14 protein-coding genes are annotated in these 16,558 nt (G+C 46.6%); 4 read left to right on the plus strand and 10 right to left on the minus strand.

Annotation, left to right across the window (positions count from 1 at the left end; genetic code table 11):
- The first annotated feature begins 62 nt into the window (after window positions 1–62).
- Window positions 63–1,256 carry a tyrosine--tRNA ligase gene (gene tyrS / locus KO537_RS06070; protein WP_173246149.1) on the plus strand — a complete coding sequence of 398 codons (1,194 nt, stop codon included), beginning with the start codon at window positions 63–65 and terminating at the stop codon, window positions 1,254–1,256.
- Between the two features lie 85 nt (window positions 1,257–1,341).
- Here tyrS and KO537_RS06075 read toward each other — a convergent pair whose 3' ends face one another.
- From KO537_RS06075 to gltB, 8 genes are all read right to left on the minus strand, one after another.
- Entirely contained in the window at window positions 1,342–1,770 is a 429-nt protein-coding gene (locus tag KO537_RS06075; protein ID WP_028760848.1) for a hypothetical protein, read from the minus strand.
- A gap of 126 nt (window positions 1,771–1,896) precedes the next feature.
- A complete protein-coding gene (locus KO537_RS06080; protein WP_028760847.1) occupies window positions 1,897–2,388 on the minus strand; it encodes a nuclear transport factor 2 family protein in 492 nt (163 codons plus the stop codon).
- A 1-nt stretch (window position 2,389) separates the two neighbouring features.
- Window positions 2,390–3,016 (minus strand): trimeric intracellular cation channel family protein, encoded by a 627-nt coding sequence (locus tag KO537_RS06085; protein WP_105249873.1) that lies wholly within the window; start codon window positions 3,014–3,016, stop codon window positions 2,390–2,392.
- On the minus strand, window positions 3,013–3,390 hold the full coding sequence (locus KO537_RS06090; protein ID WP_012088590.1) for a DUF2721 domain-containing protein: 378 nt from the start codon (window positions 3,388–3,390) through the stop codon (window positions 3,013–3,015). The genes KO537_RS06085 and KO537_RS06090 overlap by 4 nt, the downstream gene beginning before the upstream one ends.
- Window positions 3,391–3,446: 56 nt before the next feature.
- The gene (locus tag KO537_RS06095; protein ID WP_028760845.1) at window positions 3,447–4,436 is read right to left on the minus strand and encodes a cobalamin biosynthesis protein; all 990 of its coding nucleotides are present in this window, start codon (window positions 4,434–4,436) and stop codon (window positions 3,447–3,449) included.
- 22 nt (window positions 4,437–4,458) lie between these two features.
- Complete coding sequence (locus KO537_RS06100) at window positions 4,459–5,169, minus strand: 5'-methylthioadenosine/adenosylhomocysteine nucleosidase (protein ID WP_173246143.1); 711 nt, start codon at window positions 5,167–5,169, stop codon at window positions 4,459–4,461.
- A 323-nt stretch (window positions 5,170–5,492) separates the two neighbouring features.
- On the minus strand, window positions 5,493–6,899 hold the full coding sequence (locus KO537_RS06105; protein WP_219234062.1) for an FAD-dependent oxidoreductase: 1,407 nt from the start codon (window positions 6,897–6,899) through the stop codon (window positions 5,493–5,495).
- A gap of 6 nt (window positions 6,900–6,905) precedes the next feature.
- Window positions 6,906–11,354: a glutamate synthase large subunit gene (gltB, locus tag KO537_RS06110; RefSeq protein WP_173246138.1), complete on the minus strand. Its 4,449-nt coding sequence runs from the start codon at window positions 11,352–11,354 to the stop codon at window positions 6,906–6,908.
- Between the two features lie 588 nt (window positions 11,355–11,942).
- On the opposite strand from gltB, the gene KO537_RS06115 reads away from it, so the two are divergent.
- From KO537_RS06115 to oxyR, 3 genes are all read left to right on the plus strand, one after another.
- The gene (locus tag KO537_RS06115) at window positions 11,943–12,872 is read left to right on the plus strand and encodes a TIGR01212 family radical SAM protein (protein ID WP_219234063.1); all 930 of its coding nucleotides are present in this window, start codon (window positions 11,943–11,945) and stop codon (window positions 12,870–12,872) included.
- Window positions 12,873–13,076: 204 nt separating this feature from the next.
- Window positions 13,077–13,442 (plus strand): Hpt domain-containing protein, encoded by a 366-nt coding sequence (locus KO537_RS06120; RefSeq protein ID WP_028760840.1) that lies wholly within the window; start codon window positions 13,077–13,079, stop codon window positions 13,440–13,442.
- A gap of 282 nt (window positions 13,443–13,724) precedes the next feature.
- On the plus strand, window positions 13,725–14,636 hold the full coding sequence (oxyR, locus tag KO537_RS06125) for a hydrogen peroxide-inducible genes transcriptional activator OxyR (protein WP_028760839.1): 912 nt from the start codon (window positions 13,725–13,727) through the stop codon (window positions 14,634–14,636).
- A 55-nt stretch (window positions 14,637–14,691) separates the two neighbouring features.
- Here oxyR and KO537_RS06130 read toward each other — a convergent pair whose 3' ends face one another.
- Window positions 14,692–15,759 (minus strand): adenylate/guanylate cyclase domain-containing protein, encoded by a 1,068-nt coding sequence (locus tag KO537_RS06130; RefSeq protein WP_105249866.1) that lies wholly within the window; start codon window positions 15,757–15,759, stop codon window positions 14,692–14,694.
- Window positions 15,760–15,881: 122 nt separating this feature from the next.
- Window positions 15,882–16,553 (minus strand): DNA mismatch repair endonuclease MutH, encoded by a 672-nt coding sequence (gene mutH / locus KO537_RS06135; RefSeq protein ID WP_131523041.1) that lies wholly within the window; start codon window positions 16,551–16,553, stop codon window positions 15,882–15,884.
- Window positions 16,554–16,558: the final 5 nt, after the last annotated feature.

The following is a 16,558-nucleotide window of genomic DNA, read 5'->3' on the forward strand; positions in this document are numbered from 1 at the left end:
TGGCTAACAAGTAACATAAGTCTCTTCATTTTATGATCATGGCCTTAGGAGTCCCTGCCGAGATGGCTGATTTAGACCAAGTATTAGCAGAAATTAGACGTGGTACCGATGAGATTTTACTCGAAGCGGATCTGCTGGAAAAACTCAAAGAAGGACGTCCACTCCGTATTAAGTTAGGCGCTGACCCTACCGCTCCGGATATCCATCTTGGACACACTGTAATCTTGAATAAATTAAGATTATTCCAAGAGTTAGGTCATGAAGTCATTTTTTTGATTGGTGACTTTACTGGTATGGTGGGGGACCCAAGTGGTAAAAATAGCACACGTCCGCCGCTCACCCGTGAACAAGTTTTAGCGAACGCGGAAACCTATAAAGAACAGGTTTACAAGATCCTCGATCCTGCTAAGACTCGTATCGAATTCAACTCAAGCTGGTTAGAGCCATTGGGCGCCGCTGGTATGATCCGTCTCGCGTCTAAGCAAACTGTGGCTCGTATGATGGAGCGTGATGACTTTAAGAAGCGTTATGCCTCGGGTCAGTCGATTGCGATTCATGAGTTTATGTATCCTTTACTTCAGGGCTATGACTCAGTTGCGCTGCAGGCCGATGTTGAGTTGGGTGGTACAGATCAAAAGTTCAACCTGTTAATGGGCCGTGAACTGCAAAAAGCCGAAGGCCAAAAGCCACAAGCTGTGATCATGATGCCGCTGCTCGAAGGTTTAGACGGCGTGAAGAAAATGTCTAAATCGGCGCATAACTATATTGGCGTGAGCGAACCTGCCAACGAAATGTTTGGCAAGCTGATGTCAATTTCGGATGACTTGATGTGGCGCTACTTTGAACTACTGTCATTCCGCCCACTGGCTGAAATTGAACAGTTTAAGCAAGATGTGGCGAATGGGTCTAACCCACGTGACATTAAAATCGCCTTAGCTAAGGAAATTATCACACGTTTCCACGATGCAGCGTCTGCCGAAAGTGCGCATCAAGCCTTTGTCGATCGTTCTAAGGGCATGATCCCCGATGATATCGAAGAAATTGAGTTAGTTGCGGGTGAAGGTATTGCGATTGCCAATCTGTTGAAAGACGCAGACTTAGTGTCGTCGACTTCAGAGGCGATGCGGATGATCAAGCAAGGCGCGGTGAAGATGGACGGCGAAAAGCTAGAAGATAGCCGTATGACTTTGTTCGCGGGTACTGTTGCTGTATTCCAAGTCGGTAAACGTAAGTTTGCCAAAGTGACGTTGGTTTAGTTAGGTTTACGCTACAGTAAGTTTAAACGAACAAAAAGAGCGCCTTAGGGCGCTCTTTGTTTTTGAATCTTTTGATAATACAAGATTAAGGCGCTGTATTGGCCTCATGCTCGGCGATATTACATCTGTCGGTGCCAAAGTGTTGCCCACCACTGCATTTCCATGCCAATTGGGCCGAACTTACCTGCCAAAGTTTAGCGTTTTGTTTCAGTGAGATAATCAACAGCATCTGTGGATGCTGCTTGGAAAGCTCGCTCACTTGATAGGTTAAAATGCCGTCTTTATTGGTTTGAGTTCGCACTAAGGTAAATTTGTTGCCTGCATATTGGCTGCTGATTTTATTGGGATCTTCCGACCAAGGCTGATGTTGCGCCTGAGCGGTACGTAGTTGTTGATTAAAATGGCTTACTGGCTGAACGGCGTAGGAAACGATAATGGGCTGTAAAGCCTGTGCTTTGGGGGCCAGTATTAAGCCATTAAGGGCGAGAAGGGCTATCAATCCAAAAAACTTCATACAAACCTCATTGAAACGAAACGGCTCAGTCAATTTTTCAAAGGTGAAATACGCAGCGGTATTGACTCATTGTTAGTTTCGACTCGTTTTTAGGGATCAAGTTTCAAAGACGGATAAATTTTGTGACTACTGCATCGCTAATTGGTCTGACATGGTCTGGTAATCGATTAGGTCGACATGTTCCGTTACTCTGCGATTGAGCATGTCGATCTTAAGGCTTGTCACACCAGGTATCGCAACATCGATGATTTTCCCCGGTTTGCCAAATTGTTCACCTGGACCCTTGAAATGATAGTTACCTATCATCACTACTAAAGAGCCTGCGTTATACATGTGTTCTATGTTGAAGTTGTACTCGAGCACGCCCTCGTGGGCGCGCTCAAGGAAGTCGATGATGAAGCGGCCGCCAGTGTATTTTCGGTTGGCGGTTTTGTCGAAGAAGACGCTTTCGCGGTTATAGAATTTTCGCAGTGTCTTATAGTCGTGTTCAGTCAGCGCATTCATATATTTTACGGCTAACTGCTGTTCTTGTGGCATTTCACCTGAGTTGGCTTGCGCCGCTGCAGGATTGAGGGCTGGAACAAAAATGAGGCACAAAATAAAACACAATATTCGCAAACTATTCCCTCTTGGTCTTGAGATCAAAGGCCGGTAATGAAAGATGCCACTTGATGGCACTTAAGCGGATTAACAGGGCACTGGCCATCGCCAGAAACAGCGCCATTTTTTCGCCCATACCGTAGGCTAAGCTCACGGTATAGCCGATACCACCTATGATCGAAGCTGTGGCATAGACTTCTGTGCGTAAGACCATAGGAACTTGTCTACACAGTAAGTCTCGAATAATGCCTCCTCCCACGCCAGTGATCAAGCCCATTACGACGGCAATCATCCCACTCAAGCCCATATTGAGGGCCTTTTCAGCACCTATCACGGTAAAGAGGGCCAATCCAAAGGCATCTGCGACGGGTAAAATATACTCGGGTACCTTACGAGGGCGACGGACTAATAGCAAACAGACGAGCACGGTCGCGAGGATCACTATGATGTAATTCGGGTCGCGGATCCAGAACACTGGCGTTGCACCAATTAAGGCATCACGAATACTGCCACCACCGACAGCGGTAACCGAGGCGAGCACGATAACGCCAAAGGGGTCCATTCTATGGCGTCCAGCGGCAAGTGCGCCGGATAATGCAAATACAGCGGTACCCCATAAATCAAAAAAGTAGATCCACTGGCTCATTTACTCATCTCTTTGATATGGATATTTAATGCGTCAACAGAGATGCGGATTTCAATCACAGATAAAATCAGTGAATAGAGCAAGAGCAGTAGGCTAGCGCCAAAAATCACTGAGCCGGTTTTATTAAAGCCTATATAGATAAAAATCATACACAGTACGCATAGGGCAAAGCTTGACACGCCTGCTTCCTGCATTCGACGAATGATAGTAATACGCTGGCTCAGGTTCTTAATTTGATCTTTATGTACGGGTTTTTCACCATTGCTTAAATTTCGGATTAATGCGGCTAAGGCAAAAAAACGATTGGTATAAGCTAATAATAACAATGAGATAGCAGGAAATAACAACGCAGGTGTTGTTAATGAAACATGCATGTTTTCGAGCAAGATGGTCAGCCTTTAACTTCACGTTGAGATAATGCGGCATCATATCACAGGCTTTGTAACCAACGTAAACTTGCCCATAACAAGGGCAGTATAATGATAAAGCTAAACCAGATAGCACAGGCACGTGAGGTCAGCTTAATTGCAGGCGTGATGTCATCACAGGTTGGCTGCGGACCGTAGCACAATTTATCCACATTGATACGCACGCCAGCAAACTTCTGTGGTCCACCGAGCTCGATTCTCAAAATACTGGCCACGAGATTCACACTGAGAACATAACCTCGAATAGCGTGATGATTTTTAGGGGCTCTAAAAAGTTTTGCAAACGCCTTAGGCCCGCCTTGAATGGCGAGCGACAGGCTCCACAACCAAGCCGGAATCGCCAGCAAGATAATCGATACACCATTCACAGTACTGCAGAAATGTTGATACTTTGGTTGAATGGGCGGCCAGCTCAATTCGAGTTGTTTGAGCATTCGCACAGCTAGCACTAGCGGTGCTCCAGCAATAGCGAAAAAGAAAATGGTCGATGCTGTGCCGTAAATAGGCGCTGTGGCGAGTTTTTCTATGGTGGCTTTGGCTAGGCCGATTTCCGACAAACTATCGGTATCGCGCACTACCCAAGGCTGTAAAAGCTTTTTTGCGCTGGCATTGTCTCCACGTTTTAAGGCTTTAGCGATTTCATCGGCGACTTGGCTAAACCCTGCATCGGTTAAGCATAGATAAAGCACCAAAAATTCGAAAAACCATGGAAAGGCGGCCAGTTCGAGCAAAAAGGTGATAATGGCCCAAAACGGAAACAGTAACAGCATCATAGCTAAAAAGCCTGCTGTGGCTTGTTGGCTTGGAGAGCGTTCTGGGCGATTTACCTTGGCGGCGAGTTGCTTAGCTAAATGGCCAAACCAAATAAGCGGCTGCATTTCCCGTGGTAATGGCGCTAACCGCGCCAATAACAAAGCAAAAAAAAGTACCAAAAAGCCTTCAAACAAAGCGCCATCTATCTCGACAAGTTGTTGATAAAAAGAGGTGTGCATTCGGTACTTTCCACTTAAGTGATTATTTTATTGCGCTAGGATTCAGTTGCTCAAGCAGCAACATCACCATCAGAGCCGAGTGATAACCCGCTTTGACAATATAAGAGTCGAAATCCACTGGCGAGTCATTGTTGGCGTTATCCGATAAAGAGCGGATCACCACAAATGGCACTCCAAACTGATGACAAACTTGAGCGATTGCCGCGCCTTCCATCTCACAGGCAGCCATAGTCGGGAAGTTTTTGAGCATGGCTTGGGTGCGAACAGGATCGCAAATAAAGCTGTCGCCAGTACAAATCAAACCTTCAATCGCTTTGACTTCACCCAGTTGAGCAATCGCTTTGTTGGCTGCTTCAACTAAATGTGCGGCAGGAATAAACGCAGCAGGTTGCTGCGCCATTTGGCCAATTTCATAACCAAAGGCGGTGACATCCACATCATGGTGACGCACTTCAGAAGAAATCACGATATCGCCAATGGCCAGCGAATCCACAAAACCACCGGCAGAACCAGTATTGATCACCGCATCCGGCGCATATTTTTCGATGAGTAGCGTGGTCGCAATACTTGCGGCGACTTTACCTATGCCTGAGCGAGTCACTACTACGTCTTTACCCGCGAGAGTACCAGCAATAAATTCAATACCAGCAATGGTTTGCGATGTCGCATTTGTCATGGCGGCGATCAGGTGAGCGACTTCTGGCTCCATTGCGCCAATAATTCCAATTTTCATGGGAGACCTTTTTGATTCAACACTTAAAGAGTGGGACACGGGAATGCTGGCTAATATACCACACAGTTTTATGCAGTCGTTATGGCGAGATTGGGATTGCTTGATAATCGCGGGGTAAAACGCGGGAGGGTTAACGAAAAAAGTGCGCTCCTAAGATGCACGCTTTCATCTATCTATTTTATCCATCAACCGATTGCGATAAGTCACTAGCCAATGGCTGAACTCGTTTGCACGAGTCCAGCCATTGGAGTGCTTGTTAAAATGACAAGGGTAAAATGTTTTTTACCTGTAAAACAAACACGTTGGCGCTTAATCTATAGCGCTTAGTCTAAGTAATTAAGAATACCTTGGGCGGCATCGCGACCTTCGGCAATGGCTGTCACGACTAAGTCAGAACCACGCACCATATCACCACCGGCAAACACCTTCGGGTTGGTGGTTTGGAATGGGTTTTCATCTAACTTACTCGCTTTGACTCGGCCCCATTGATCGAGCTCGATACCGTGTTCGGCAAACCAAGGTGCTGGGCTAGGTTGGAAACCAAAGGCGATAATAATGGCATCGGCTTCGAGCAATTGTTCGCTACCAGTAATCGCTTCGGCGCGTTGACGACCGCTTGCATCGGCCTTGCCCATGGCTGTTTCGACGCATTCAATGCCGATCACTTTGCCATTTTGGGTTTTAATCGCCACAGGTTGACGGTTAAACAGGAAGCTAACGCCTTCCTCCCGCGCATTTTGCACTTCACGACGTGAGCCTGGCATGTTGGCCTCGTCCCGGCGGTAAGCACAGACTACGCTGCTGGCACCTTGTCTGACGGCTGTGCGCACACAATCCATCGCAGTATCACCACCGCCTAATACCACCACACGTTTACCTTCAAGGTTCAGGTAGGGCGTTTCAGTATTCTGGGTGCCCATTAAATGATGGGTGTTACCAATCAAATAGGGCAGGGCTTGGTATACGCCTTGGGCATCTTCACCCTCAAGGCCTGCTTTCATCGCGGTATAGGTGCCCATACCGAGGAAGACGGCATCGTATTCTTCGAGCAGTTTAGTAAATGGGATGTCCTTACCGACAGTGACACCGAGTTTGAACTCAATGCCCATGCCTTCTAATACACTGCGACGGGTCGCCATAACGGCTTTGTCGAGTTTAAAAGACGGAATACCGTAGGTGAGTAGACCACCAATTTGTGGATATTTATCAAAGACCACAGCTTTAACACCGTTGCGAGACAGAATATCCGCGCAGCCTAAACCCGCAGGACCCGCACCGACAATCGCCACTCGTTCAGGGCGTGGCGTGACCTTGCTCATATCGGGGCGCCAGCCTTGGGCGATCGCTGTGTCGGTAATGTATTTTTCGACATTACCGATAGTGACAGCGCCAAAGTCGTCGTTCAGAGTACAAGCACCTTCACAGAGTCTGTCTTGTGGACAAACACGGCCGCAGATTTCGGGCAGAGTGTTGGTCTCATGTACTAAATCTGCCGCTTCCATGATGCGACCTTGTTCCGCTAGCTTGAGCCAGTTAGGAATATAATTGTGTAGCGGGCACTTCCACTCACAATAAGGATTGCCGCAATCTAAACAGCGGTCCGCTTGCTCAGCCACTTGAGGCTGAGCAAAAGGCTGATAGATCTCAATAAACTGAGTCGCACGTTTAGCCGCAGGGTGTTTAGCGGGGTCTTTACGACCCACTTCAATAAATTGAAAATCGTTACTCATGCGCCATTACCCCGCTTTTACAACTAATTCTGGGCTCGATTTCTCTAATTTGAGCAGATCGGCCACGGCAATATTTTTAGGTTTTACTAATACGAAGCAATCTAACCAGTTACCAAAATCACTTAAGATCATCTTGGCATGTTCGCTGCCCGTTTCGGCCACGTGGGCTTCAATCAGACCTTTTAAATGTTGTTGATGAATAGGTGATTCGAGTTTTTGAGTATCGACAAGCTCAGTATTCACACGGCGATTGAAGCGGCCGAATTGATCGAACACATAGGCAAAACCGCCTGTCATCCCAGCGCCGAAGTTCACCCCTGTTTTGCCAAGGACAACCACAATGCCGCTGGTCATGTATTCGCAGCCGTTATCGCCAAGCCCTTCAACCACAGCAATCGCCCCAGAGTTACGGACTGCAAAACGCTCGCCTGCTTGACCTGCGGCGAAGAACTTGCCGCCCGTCGCGCCGTAAAGACACGTGTTACCGACAATGGCGCTACGCTCACTTTGGAACGGGCTGCCAATTGGCGGGTAGATGACGATTTGGCCGCCAGACATGCCTTTACCCACATAGTCGTTGGCATCGCCGCAGAGTTTTAACTCAAGGCCAGGACTGTTCCACACGCCAAAGCTTTGGCCGGCACTGCCGTTAAAGCTCAGTTTGACCGGTGCTTTGGTGCCTTTGACGCCGAGTGTGCTTGCGATATAGCCTGACAACGTCGCGCCAACGGAACGGTCTGTGTTGTTGATGCTGTAAGCGGCATCGAAACTCTCGCACTTATCGACAGCGCTTTGGCATTCGTTTAATAAATGCTGGTTAAGCAGCCCTAAATCGGCCGGTGGATTGGTTTCTTGCCAAGTGCGTGACGAGGTTGCAGGCACCTTGGGTTGATACAAAATCGGTGACAGATCTAAGCCTTGTTGCTTCGCGGTTTGGCCTTCGAGGGCATATAACCATTCACTGCGACCGACTAAGTCTTCAAACTTGCTCACCCCTAAGGTCGCCATCCATTCACGTACTTCCTGTGCAACAAACTCAAAGTAAGTCATCACTCGCTCTGGCAGACCATGGTAATGGTTGTCACGCAGGTTTTTATCTTGCGTTGCTACGCCAGTCGCACAGTTGTTCAAGTGGCAAATACGCAGGTATTTACAACCTAGGGCGATCATAGGCACAGTACCAAAACCAAAGCTTTCGGCGCCTAATAACGCGGCTTTAATCACATCGGTACCGGTTTTTAAGCCGCCATCGACCTGCAGGCGAATTTTATGACGTAGACCATTTTCCACTAGCGATTGATGCACTTCGGCTAACCCTAGCTCCCATGGACTGCCCGCATATTTCACTGAGGTAATTGGGCTAGCACCTGTGCCGCCGTCATACCCTGAAATCGTGATCATGTCCGCATAGGCTTTGGCCACGCCGGTGGCGATAGTGCCCACACCGGGTTCTGACACAAGTTTCACTGAAATCAGCGCTTTAGTATTGATTTGCTTCAAGTCGAAAATCAGCTGGGCTAAATCTTCGATAGAGTAAATATCGTGGTGCGGCGGCGGTGAAATCAAGGTCACACCAGGACGTGCATGACGCAGTCCGGCGATTTCAACACTCACTTTATGGCCGGGTAACTGACCACCTTCACCGGGTTTTGCCCCTTGGGCGACTTTAATCTGCAACACATCGGCATTAACTAGATAATGCGCCGTGACGCCAAAGCGTGCCGAGGCAATCTGTTTAATTGCTGAGTTGCGTTCAGTATTAAAGCGGCGTGCATCCTCACCACCTTCACCTGAGTTCGAGCGGCCACCTAAGCGGTTCATCGCGATAGCCAGTGCTTCATGGGCTTCAGGGCTCAAGGCGCCGATACTCATGGCGGCGCTGTCAAAACGTGAATATAGATTTGATGCCGCTTCTACATCGGCGACATCAATCGATGTTTGCGCGCCCTTAATACCGATTAAGTCACGCAGTGTGGCCACGGGACGATTGTCGACGAGTTCGGCGAATTTTTTATAGCTCGCGAAGTCTTTGTCAATCAATGACGCTTGCAAGGTGTTGACCACATCAGGGTTGAAGCAGTGATACTCGCCGCCCTCAACGTATTTCAGCAGGCCACCTTGCGGTAATGGCACATGGGCACGGTAGGCCGCTTTGTGCAGAATAGCTTGGTCTTGGGCGATGTCTGCAAAGCCTGCACCCTCGATGCGGCTAATTACGCCTTTAAAACACAGTTCGATCACTTCGCTGGCAATGCCTATGGCTTCAAATTGTTGGCTGCAACGATAGGAGCCGACAGTGCTGATGCCCATTTTGGACATGATCTTACGCAAGCCTTTTTCGATGCCGTAGCGGAAGTTCAACATCAATGCCGTGGTATCGGTTAAGTCATGGCGTTTTGCCAGTTCGGAAATTGACTCATACACTAAATACGGATAAATCGCCGTGGCACCAAAGCCAAGCAATACAGCAAAGTGATGCGGATCTCGCGCCGATGCGGTTTCAACAATAATGTTGGTGTCGCAGCGCAGGCTCTTATTCACCAGCATTTGTTGCACAGAACCGACCGCCATGGCCGCGGGGATCACTTGCGCCGTTTTACCTATGGCTCTATCCGAAAGGATCAACAAAGTCGTGCCGCTGCGGGCTAAACGCTCGGCTTCGGCTGTGATACGGCGAATGGCACTTTCTAAGCCTTCCTGTGGTTCGTAATTTAAATCGACAATATTGGCGCGATAGTAAGTGCTATCTAATCCCAGTAACTGGTTAAAATCACTGAATAATAAAATAGGTGAATTGAACATTACCCGGTAAGCATGCCCAGTCGTTTCATTGAAGAGGTTCTGTTCACGGCCAATACAAGTGGTCAACGACATGACGTGCTTTTCACGTAAGGGGTCGATAGGTGGATTCGTTACTTGAGCAAATTTCTGCCTAAAATAGTCATACAGTGAACGTGACTTTTTCGACAATACCGCCATAGGTGTGTCGTCGCCCATGGAGCCTGTGGCTTCTTCACCTTGCTTCGCCAATACCCAAATGACTTGTTCTAATTCCTCACGGGTATAGCCAAATTGTTTTTGGTATTGCAGCAATAGTTCAGGGCTTAACTCGCTGGCACCGTGCTGCTCTGAGGCTAAATCTTCCGCTGGCGTTAAAGTACGGCTGTTTTTCGCCATCCACTCTTTGTAAGGGTGGCGGCGTTTAAGATCGTTATCAATTTCAAAAGATTGGTACAGGCGGCCGTTCAAGGTATCTAATACCAGCAATTCGCCAGGCCCAACACGGCCTTTTTCAATCACTTCATCGGCGGCGTAATCCCAAATTCCGACTTCGGAAGCTAAGGTCAAAATACGATCTTTTGTGATCACATAACGCGATGGACGCAGACCGTTACGGTCTACGGCGCAGGCGGCATGGCGACCGTTGGTCATCACAATACCAGCCGGACCATCCCAAGGCTCCATGTGCATAGAGTTAAAGTCGTAGAAGGCTTTTAATTCGTCATCCATTTCTGGATTACTTTGCCAAGCAGGCGGGATCAATAGACGCATGGCACGGTATAAGTCCATGCCACCAGATAACAGCATTTCCAGCATGTTATCTAAAGATGAAGAGTCTGAGCCTGTTTCATTCACAAAGGGAGCGGCCTGCTGCAAATCTGGCAGTAGCGGCGAATTAAACTTATAGGCACGGGCGCGGGCCCATTGACGGTTACCCGTAATCGTATTGATTTCGCCGTTATGGGCTAAATATCTAAACGGCTGAGCTAATGGCCATTTAGGAGAAGTATTTGTTGAGAAACGCTGATGGAATAGGCAGATAGAGCTTTTTAAGCGAATGTCCGCGAGATCGGGATAAAACGCGGGCAAGTCTACAGGCATCATCAGACCTTTATAGACGATAACTTGGCCTGACAAACTCGCGACATAGAAGTCTTTGTCGTCGATGATCTGCTGCTCTAGGCGGCGACGCGCCATATAAAGGCGACGTTCCAAGTCTTTTTCACGCCAGCCAATGGGGGCGTTGATCAGCACTTGATAGATTTGTGGCAGGCTAGCCTTGCCAATTTCACCTAACACATCGGGATTGACAGGCACCTTGCGCCAGCCTGCAATACTTAAGGTTTCACGCTCGAGTTCGCGCTCAAGAATAAACTTGGCTTGGTCAGCCAGTTCATCATCTCGACTTAAAAACAGCATACCTACGGCAAATTTTCTGCTCAAATGCCAATCATTTTCCGCGGCAATCGCTTCAAAAAATTGCACGGGTAATTGCATTAATAAACCACAGCCGTCGCCAGTGCGACCGTCGGAGGCAATGCCCCCTCGGTGCTTCATGCGATCTAGACCATGGATTGCCGTGCGCACTATACGGTGGCTGGCTTCGCCATCCATCTGTGCTATCAACCCAAAACCACAATTGTCCCGCTCAAAACTGGGATGATATAAGCTCATACAAAAACCTCCCTAGACCTCAACTGATTACTACTCGGGGAGAAAATGTAAAGACTTTCTATAGATATGCACCCGAACCACCCAAATTAGCCTGAGATTCAATAAAGGTCAAACCAAAAATTTGCATAAAACATGGGTATTAATTCATGTTTCATACACAAATCACAATTGCCTTACGTTAACGTCAACAGTAAAATGTGCCGTATAACATTATGAATAAAAAGAATTTTAAAAACTATCAAACTCAATATTTACCAAGGTGTAACATGCTGATGGGATTGTTTTTGATTTAGAAATAGTGATTTTTATTGCAAACACAGTAAATAGATAAAAAATTAAAATTGTTGAATTGTTATTCATTTTTGATGTGAGCAAGATCTCAGCGGTAAGCTGGCTAATTTGAGGATGCGCACATTTATGATAATAACGGTATGAGCCAGGCGGGAATTTGATGTAGCGCCAAGAAAACTCTCGCTACCTTATTTACACTAAGCTTTTTCTTCTATTTGTTCACGTATTTTCTTTTCTATTTGTGATTTTATCTTGGTTATTCTCAATGAAGCGATATGAAATTTGGTGGGTGCTCTGATGGGGCTTGATGCATATGTGAACACCTTTGGTGCTGTTTGCAAGGCGCGATATGGCACCCGACTGCGAAAACTCACTATTGATGCTAAGTTTACTTGCCCTAACCGTGACGGCACTTTAGGGCGTGGAGGTTGTACTTTCTGTAATGTGGCGTCATTTAGCCATCAAACCGCTGATGTATTGAGTATTACTGAGCAACTCGAACAGGGTAAGAGCCGCTATCGTGAGGCGAAGCCTCAGGCACAAGCCGATAAATTTATTGCTTATTTTCAAGCTTACACTAGCACTTACGATGAATATCAAGTGTTAATGGCTAAGTACGATGAAGCGGTTAAAGATGGCGAGATAGTCGGTTTATGTGTAGGAACTCGCCCCGATTGTGTGCCGAATAATGTACTGGATTTACTGGCGCGCTATCAGGCAAATGGTGTCGATGTGTGGTTAGAGCTCGGGTTGCAAACAGCCAAAGATGAAACACTGCGTAGAATTAACCGTGGCCATGATTTCGCCTGTTATTGTGACACTGTGTCTAGGGCGAGAGCTCGCGGTCTTAAGGTGTGCACTCATCTTATTCTTGGCTTACCCGATGAAACCCATAGCGATTATATGGCGACTTTAGCTGCTGTATTGCAGCAGGGTGTTGACGGTTTGAAGCTACATCCTTTGCATATCGTCGAAGGTAGCACTATGGCTAAGTCGTGGCGAAGTGGGCGCTTACCTTTATTGAGTCTTGAGGATTATGCCCGCAGTGTCGGCGAGATGATCCGCCATACCCCCTTAGAAGTTATTTTTCACCGTGTCACCGCTTATGCGAAAAAACCTATGCTATTAGCACCCGATTGGTGTGCTTATCGTTGGGATGGATTGGTGGCGATTGTGGATAATTTGCAGCTTTATGGTGGACAAGGGCACGCATTAGCGCAACGATAGAGGCAAGTTAGTGGGATAAATTTACTCCCTAAATGTTATGTCGTCGCTATTATTTCGTAAGCGTTTATTTACGACTATTAGTTTGTTTTTTGTTAATTTTAATCTGAATTAGACCATGAATATCGCTATAAGTTGCACTGACAATTTTAGTGGGTATCATGTGATAAATTCGTTTTAAGCATTGAACCACTTAAGGGAGGCCTTATGGCCACAGTTGAATTAGAAGCAATCCTAGATCTCAATACTCTCGAACAGTACTGCAGCGCCATTGGTGCCGGTACCTTACTCAAGAGTGTGGTGTTATTTGAGCAGTTAATGCCTGAATATGTTGGAAATCTAGTGAAAGCTAACGACGCAGCAGACAAAGATACCTTATGTTCAGAAGCACATAAATTTAAAGGTGCTGCAGGTTCTGTGGGGTTAAAACGTATTCAGCAGATCGCCCAGTTATTACAGCATGGCGAAGAAGCAAGATGGGATGCTGAACATGGCTCTTGGGTTGCTGACATCGTTGAACACGCGAGTGCAGATTTACAACAGTTAAAGTTATTCCTCCAAGCCAAAGCATAAAATATTACTTGCTAAGGTAAGTTAAGGCGCAGCGATAATGTCTATTGTTGCGCTCAATTGAGTGAATCTTGCATTGGTTTTACGATTAAGTTTATTGTTTTCGACATTTTCTTGTTAGCGCTTTTCCCATCTTATTTTGTTACTCCCACTTAAGTTTTACGGCGAACCGATTGAATATCGATTCGGGTCACAATCCTGATATCTTATGCCGCGTTATTGCTCATCACTTATGCTAAAGTAGATTTAATTTCTTAATTCATAACCTTCATGGCAATCGAGAAAATGAAAAGTTTACCTAGCTTAAAAAACTTATTCTATTTGGTGAATCTCCATCAAGAGCAGAATTTTAACCGCGCCGCTAAGGTGTGTTTCGTCAGTCAATCAACGCTCTCAAGTGGGATACAAAACCTAGAAGAGCAGTTAGGGCATCAGTTGATTGAGCGAGACCATAAGTCATTTATGTTTACCGCCATTGGTGAAGAGGTGGTGCAGCGCGCCCGTAAAATTCTCACTGATGTGGATGATTTGGTGGAATTAGTGAAAAATCAAGGTGAGCCGATGACGGGGGATATTCGCTTAGGCTGTATTCCAACCATAGCGCCTTTTCTATTGAGTCGTGTGATCCGCCAGTGTCAGCAATCTTATCCGGCGATGAGTTTATTATTGAAGGAAGATACCACTGAGCGTTTGTTAGATGCTTTGGGGAAAGGAGAGCTGGACTTATTAATCCTAGCGCTACCCGTTGATACTAGCGGTTACCACAGCATGAAAGTGGGCATAGATCCTTTCAAAATGGTGGCCCACAAAGATTTAGCGGGTGGCATACATCAACCTATTGATTATCAAACTCTGCCGGACGAGAGTATTTTTCTTCTGCAAAGTGAGCATTGCATCACAGGCCATGCTATTACTGCATGTCAGCTAGGTGATAGTGCGAAAGTCAATCCGTTTGCCGCCACCAGTTTGCATACTTTAGTGCAGATGGTGAACAGTAAACTGGGCACCACGTTTCTTCCGCAAATGGCCATTGACGCGGGTATTTTGAATGACACAGATTTAGTGGTGATGACGCCACCGGGTGAGGCACCTTACCGTGATATCGGCCTTGTCTGGCGTCAAACCACCAGTCGGATCTTAACTTTCCGCACTTTAGGTTTAATGATCCAAAAATTATTAGCTAAGGACGAGGAATAAACTGACTGTAACTGCAAAGCATTAATTCAAGCTAAAGCTTAAAGTCGATTACAAATCAGAGCGGGGAAACGCCAAACACTTCAATTGAGTGTTGTTTCCCTTTGAGTTTGACTGGGCCTAGATTTGATAGGTGATACTGAGTGTTGGGGTTATCTAAACGTCCTGCGAGTGCGCCTGAAATCAACATGCGCTGTCCTAGTGGATTACATTGATCTTGCAGTCTTGCTAAGGTATTGAGCACGTCACTAAAGAAACTAATTTCTTGTTTCTGTACACCAACAACTGCAGCGACGACTTGGCCACAATGGGCCGCCGCTTTAAATTTCGGCACAAAGCCATAATGCTCTTCAAAGTAGCGGCGTTGCCAGTTCAGTTGTTGGCTAAATTCAAAATAAATATTCATGCAGCGGTCGTGAACTATCCCTTCTTCTAATGGCCAGTGAAGCAGCACTGCATCTCCCATATAGCGGTAGATTTCAGCTTCGTTATTGGACACTGTATCTGAAAGTAAACTAAAGCTGTCTTGGATCAATCGACTAAAGCGGTAATCGCCAAGTGATTCGGCATGTGTGGTTGAGGCGACCATGTCTAAATAGAGGAATAAGCGCTGCTCGTATCTTGGCTTGTGGTATTTACCAAGGCCTATGTTGAGTAAAATACGCGGCCCGACTAATAATGCCATTTGCTCGACAAAAGCTAAGCTGACTCGTACAACGACCAAATATACGATCAATGCTTGGAATGAAGGACTATAGAGAATGTGCGCCGTCAGCATTTGTCTGAGGGTCGACATGTGATTTTCGATGGCCCACATATTTAAAAACTGAGTCATGTAAGCTAACGTCGTAGCACCCAGTAATAAAAACAAGCCCTTAAAGATGACTGAAAACACATAGGGGAGGCGATTGATTGCACTGAAATCGGCAATGACGTTCGACATCCAATGTAAGCTGCCGAAAATAATCCCCATGTAGATAGCAAGTGTTGCGAGATCAGCCGAACTTACCGCCCATTGGGGCAGCTCTGGTGATTGGGCATATCGAAAAAACACGAATGCAGCCATGGCAATCGCCCAAGCTAAAATCGCAAAAAGGAGTTTTTTCGCTTGTCTACGTGCTCTCACTGCTTGATTGGTATCCGAATACGGCTGTGATTTCAGGATGCCGTAGTTTATAGAAAAGAGTCACCTTAGTGCCAGTGAAATTTGTGATCTGGATCAATCCAAGTCCATATCGTTACTAAAAATTAACCAAATACCTTATTAAGTATCATAGCAGTGAAACTGGTCTTTAAATAAAAACCCCTAGGGTTAGTCATTTTGAGGCTACCATCTTCGGCAATGCTTTGTGTTAACGCCTTACTATTCGCGGCCTTAGGTCGCAATTGCAGCACTTCGCCGTGACGCGCTGTAAGCCTCTCTACTTTTCCGAGGGCGATAAGCTCCATGATCTCTTCCCAATCCTGTTGCAGTAATTGCAACTCGTGCGGATCTGGTTCCCACAATATTGGTGTACCTATACGGCGCTCACCCACAGGAATATGCCTCTCTCCTTCAACGGGTACCCAAAGTACTCGCTGTAACTTATGGCAGACTAAGCTGTTTTGCCAGGTTAATCCTTGGATATTCGATAGCGGCGCCACGCAGACATAAGTGGTCTCCAGTGGTCGCCCCTGTGTATCAATGGGGATAGTTTTAAGCTCGACCCCTAAATGCAGAAAATCTTGCTCAGGTTTAGAACCCGCCGTTGCGCCTAATTCCATTTCGATTAATTGACCGACCCAACCTTTATCGCGTTTAAGATCCTTGGGGACACGAATGCTTCTTTGGCTTGCTATCTGCGCCAAACTCACGCCCGCCATCATGTTGGCACGTTCGAGTAGTTCAGATAGATTTTCGGGGGGGATAATTCGATTCATGGTTG

The organism is Shewanella sp. NKUCC01_JLK, from assembly GCF_019345615.1.
Classification (GTDB): domain Bacteria; phylum Pseudomonadota; class Gammaproteobacteria; order Enterobacterales; family Shewanellaceae; genus Shewanella; species Shewanella oncorhynchi.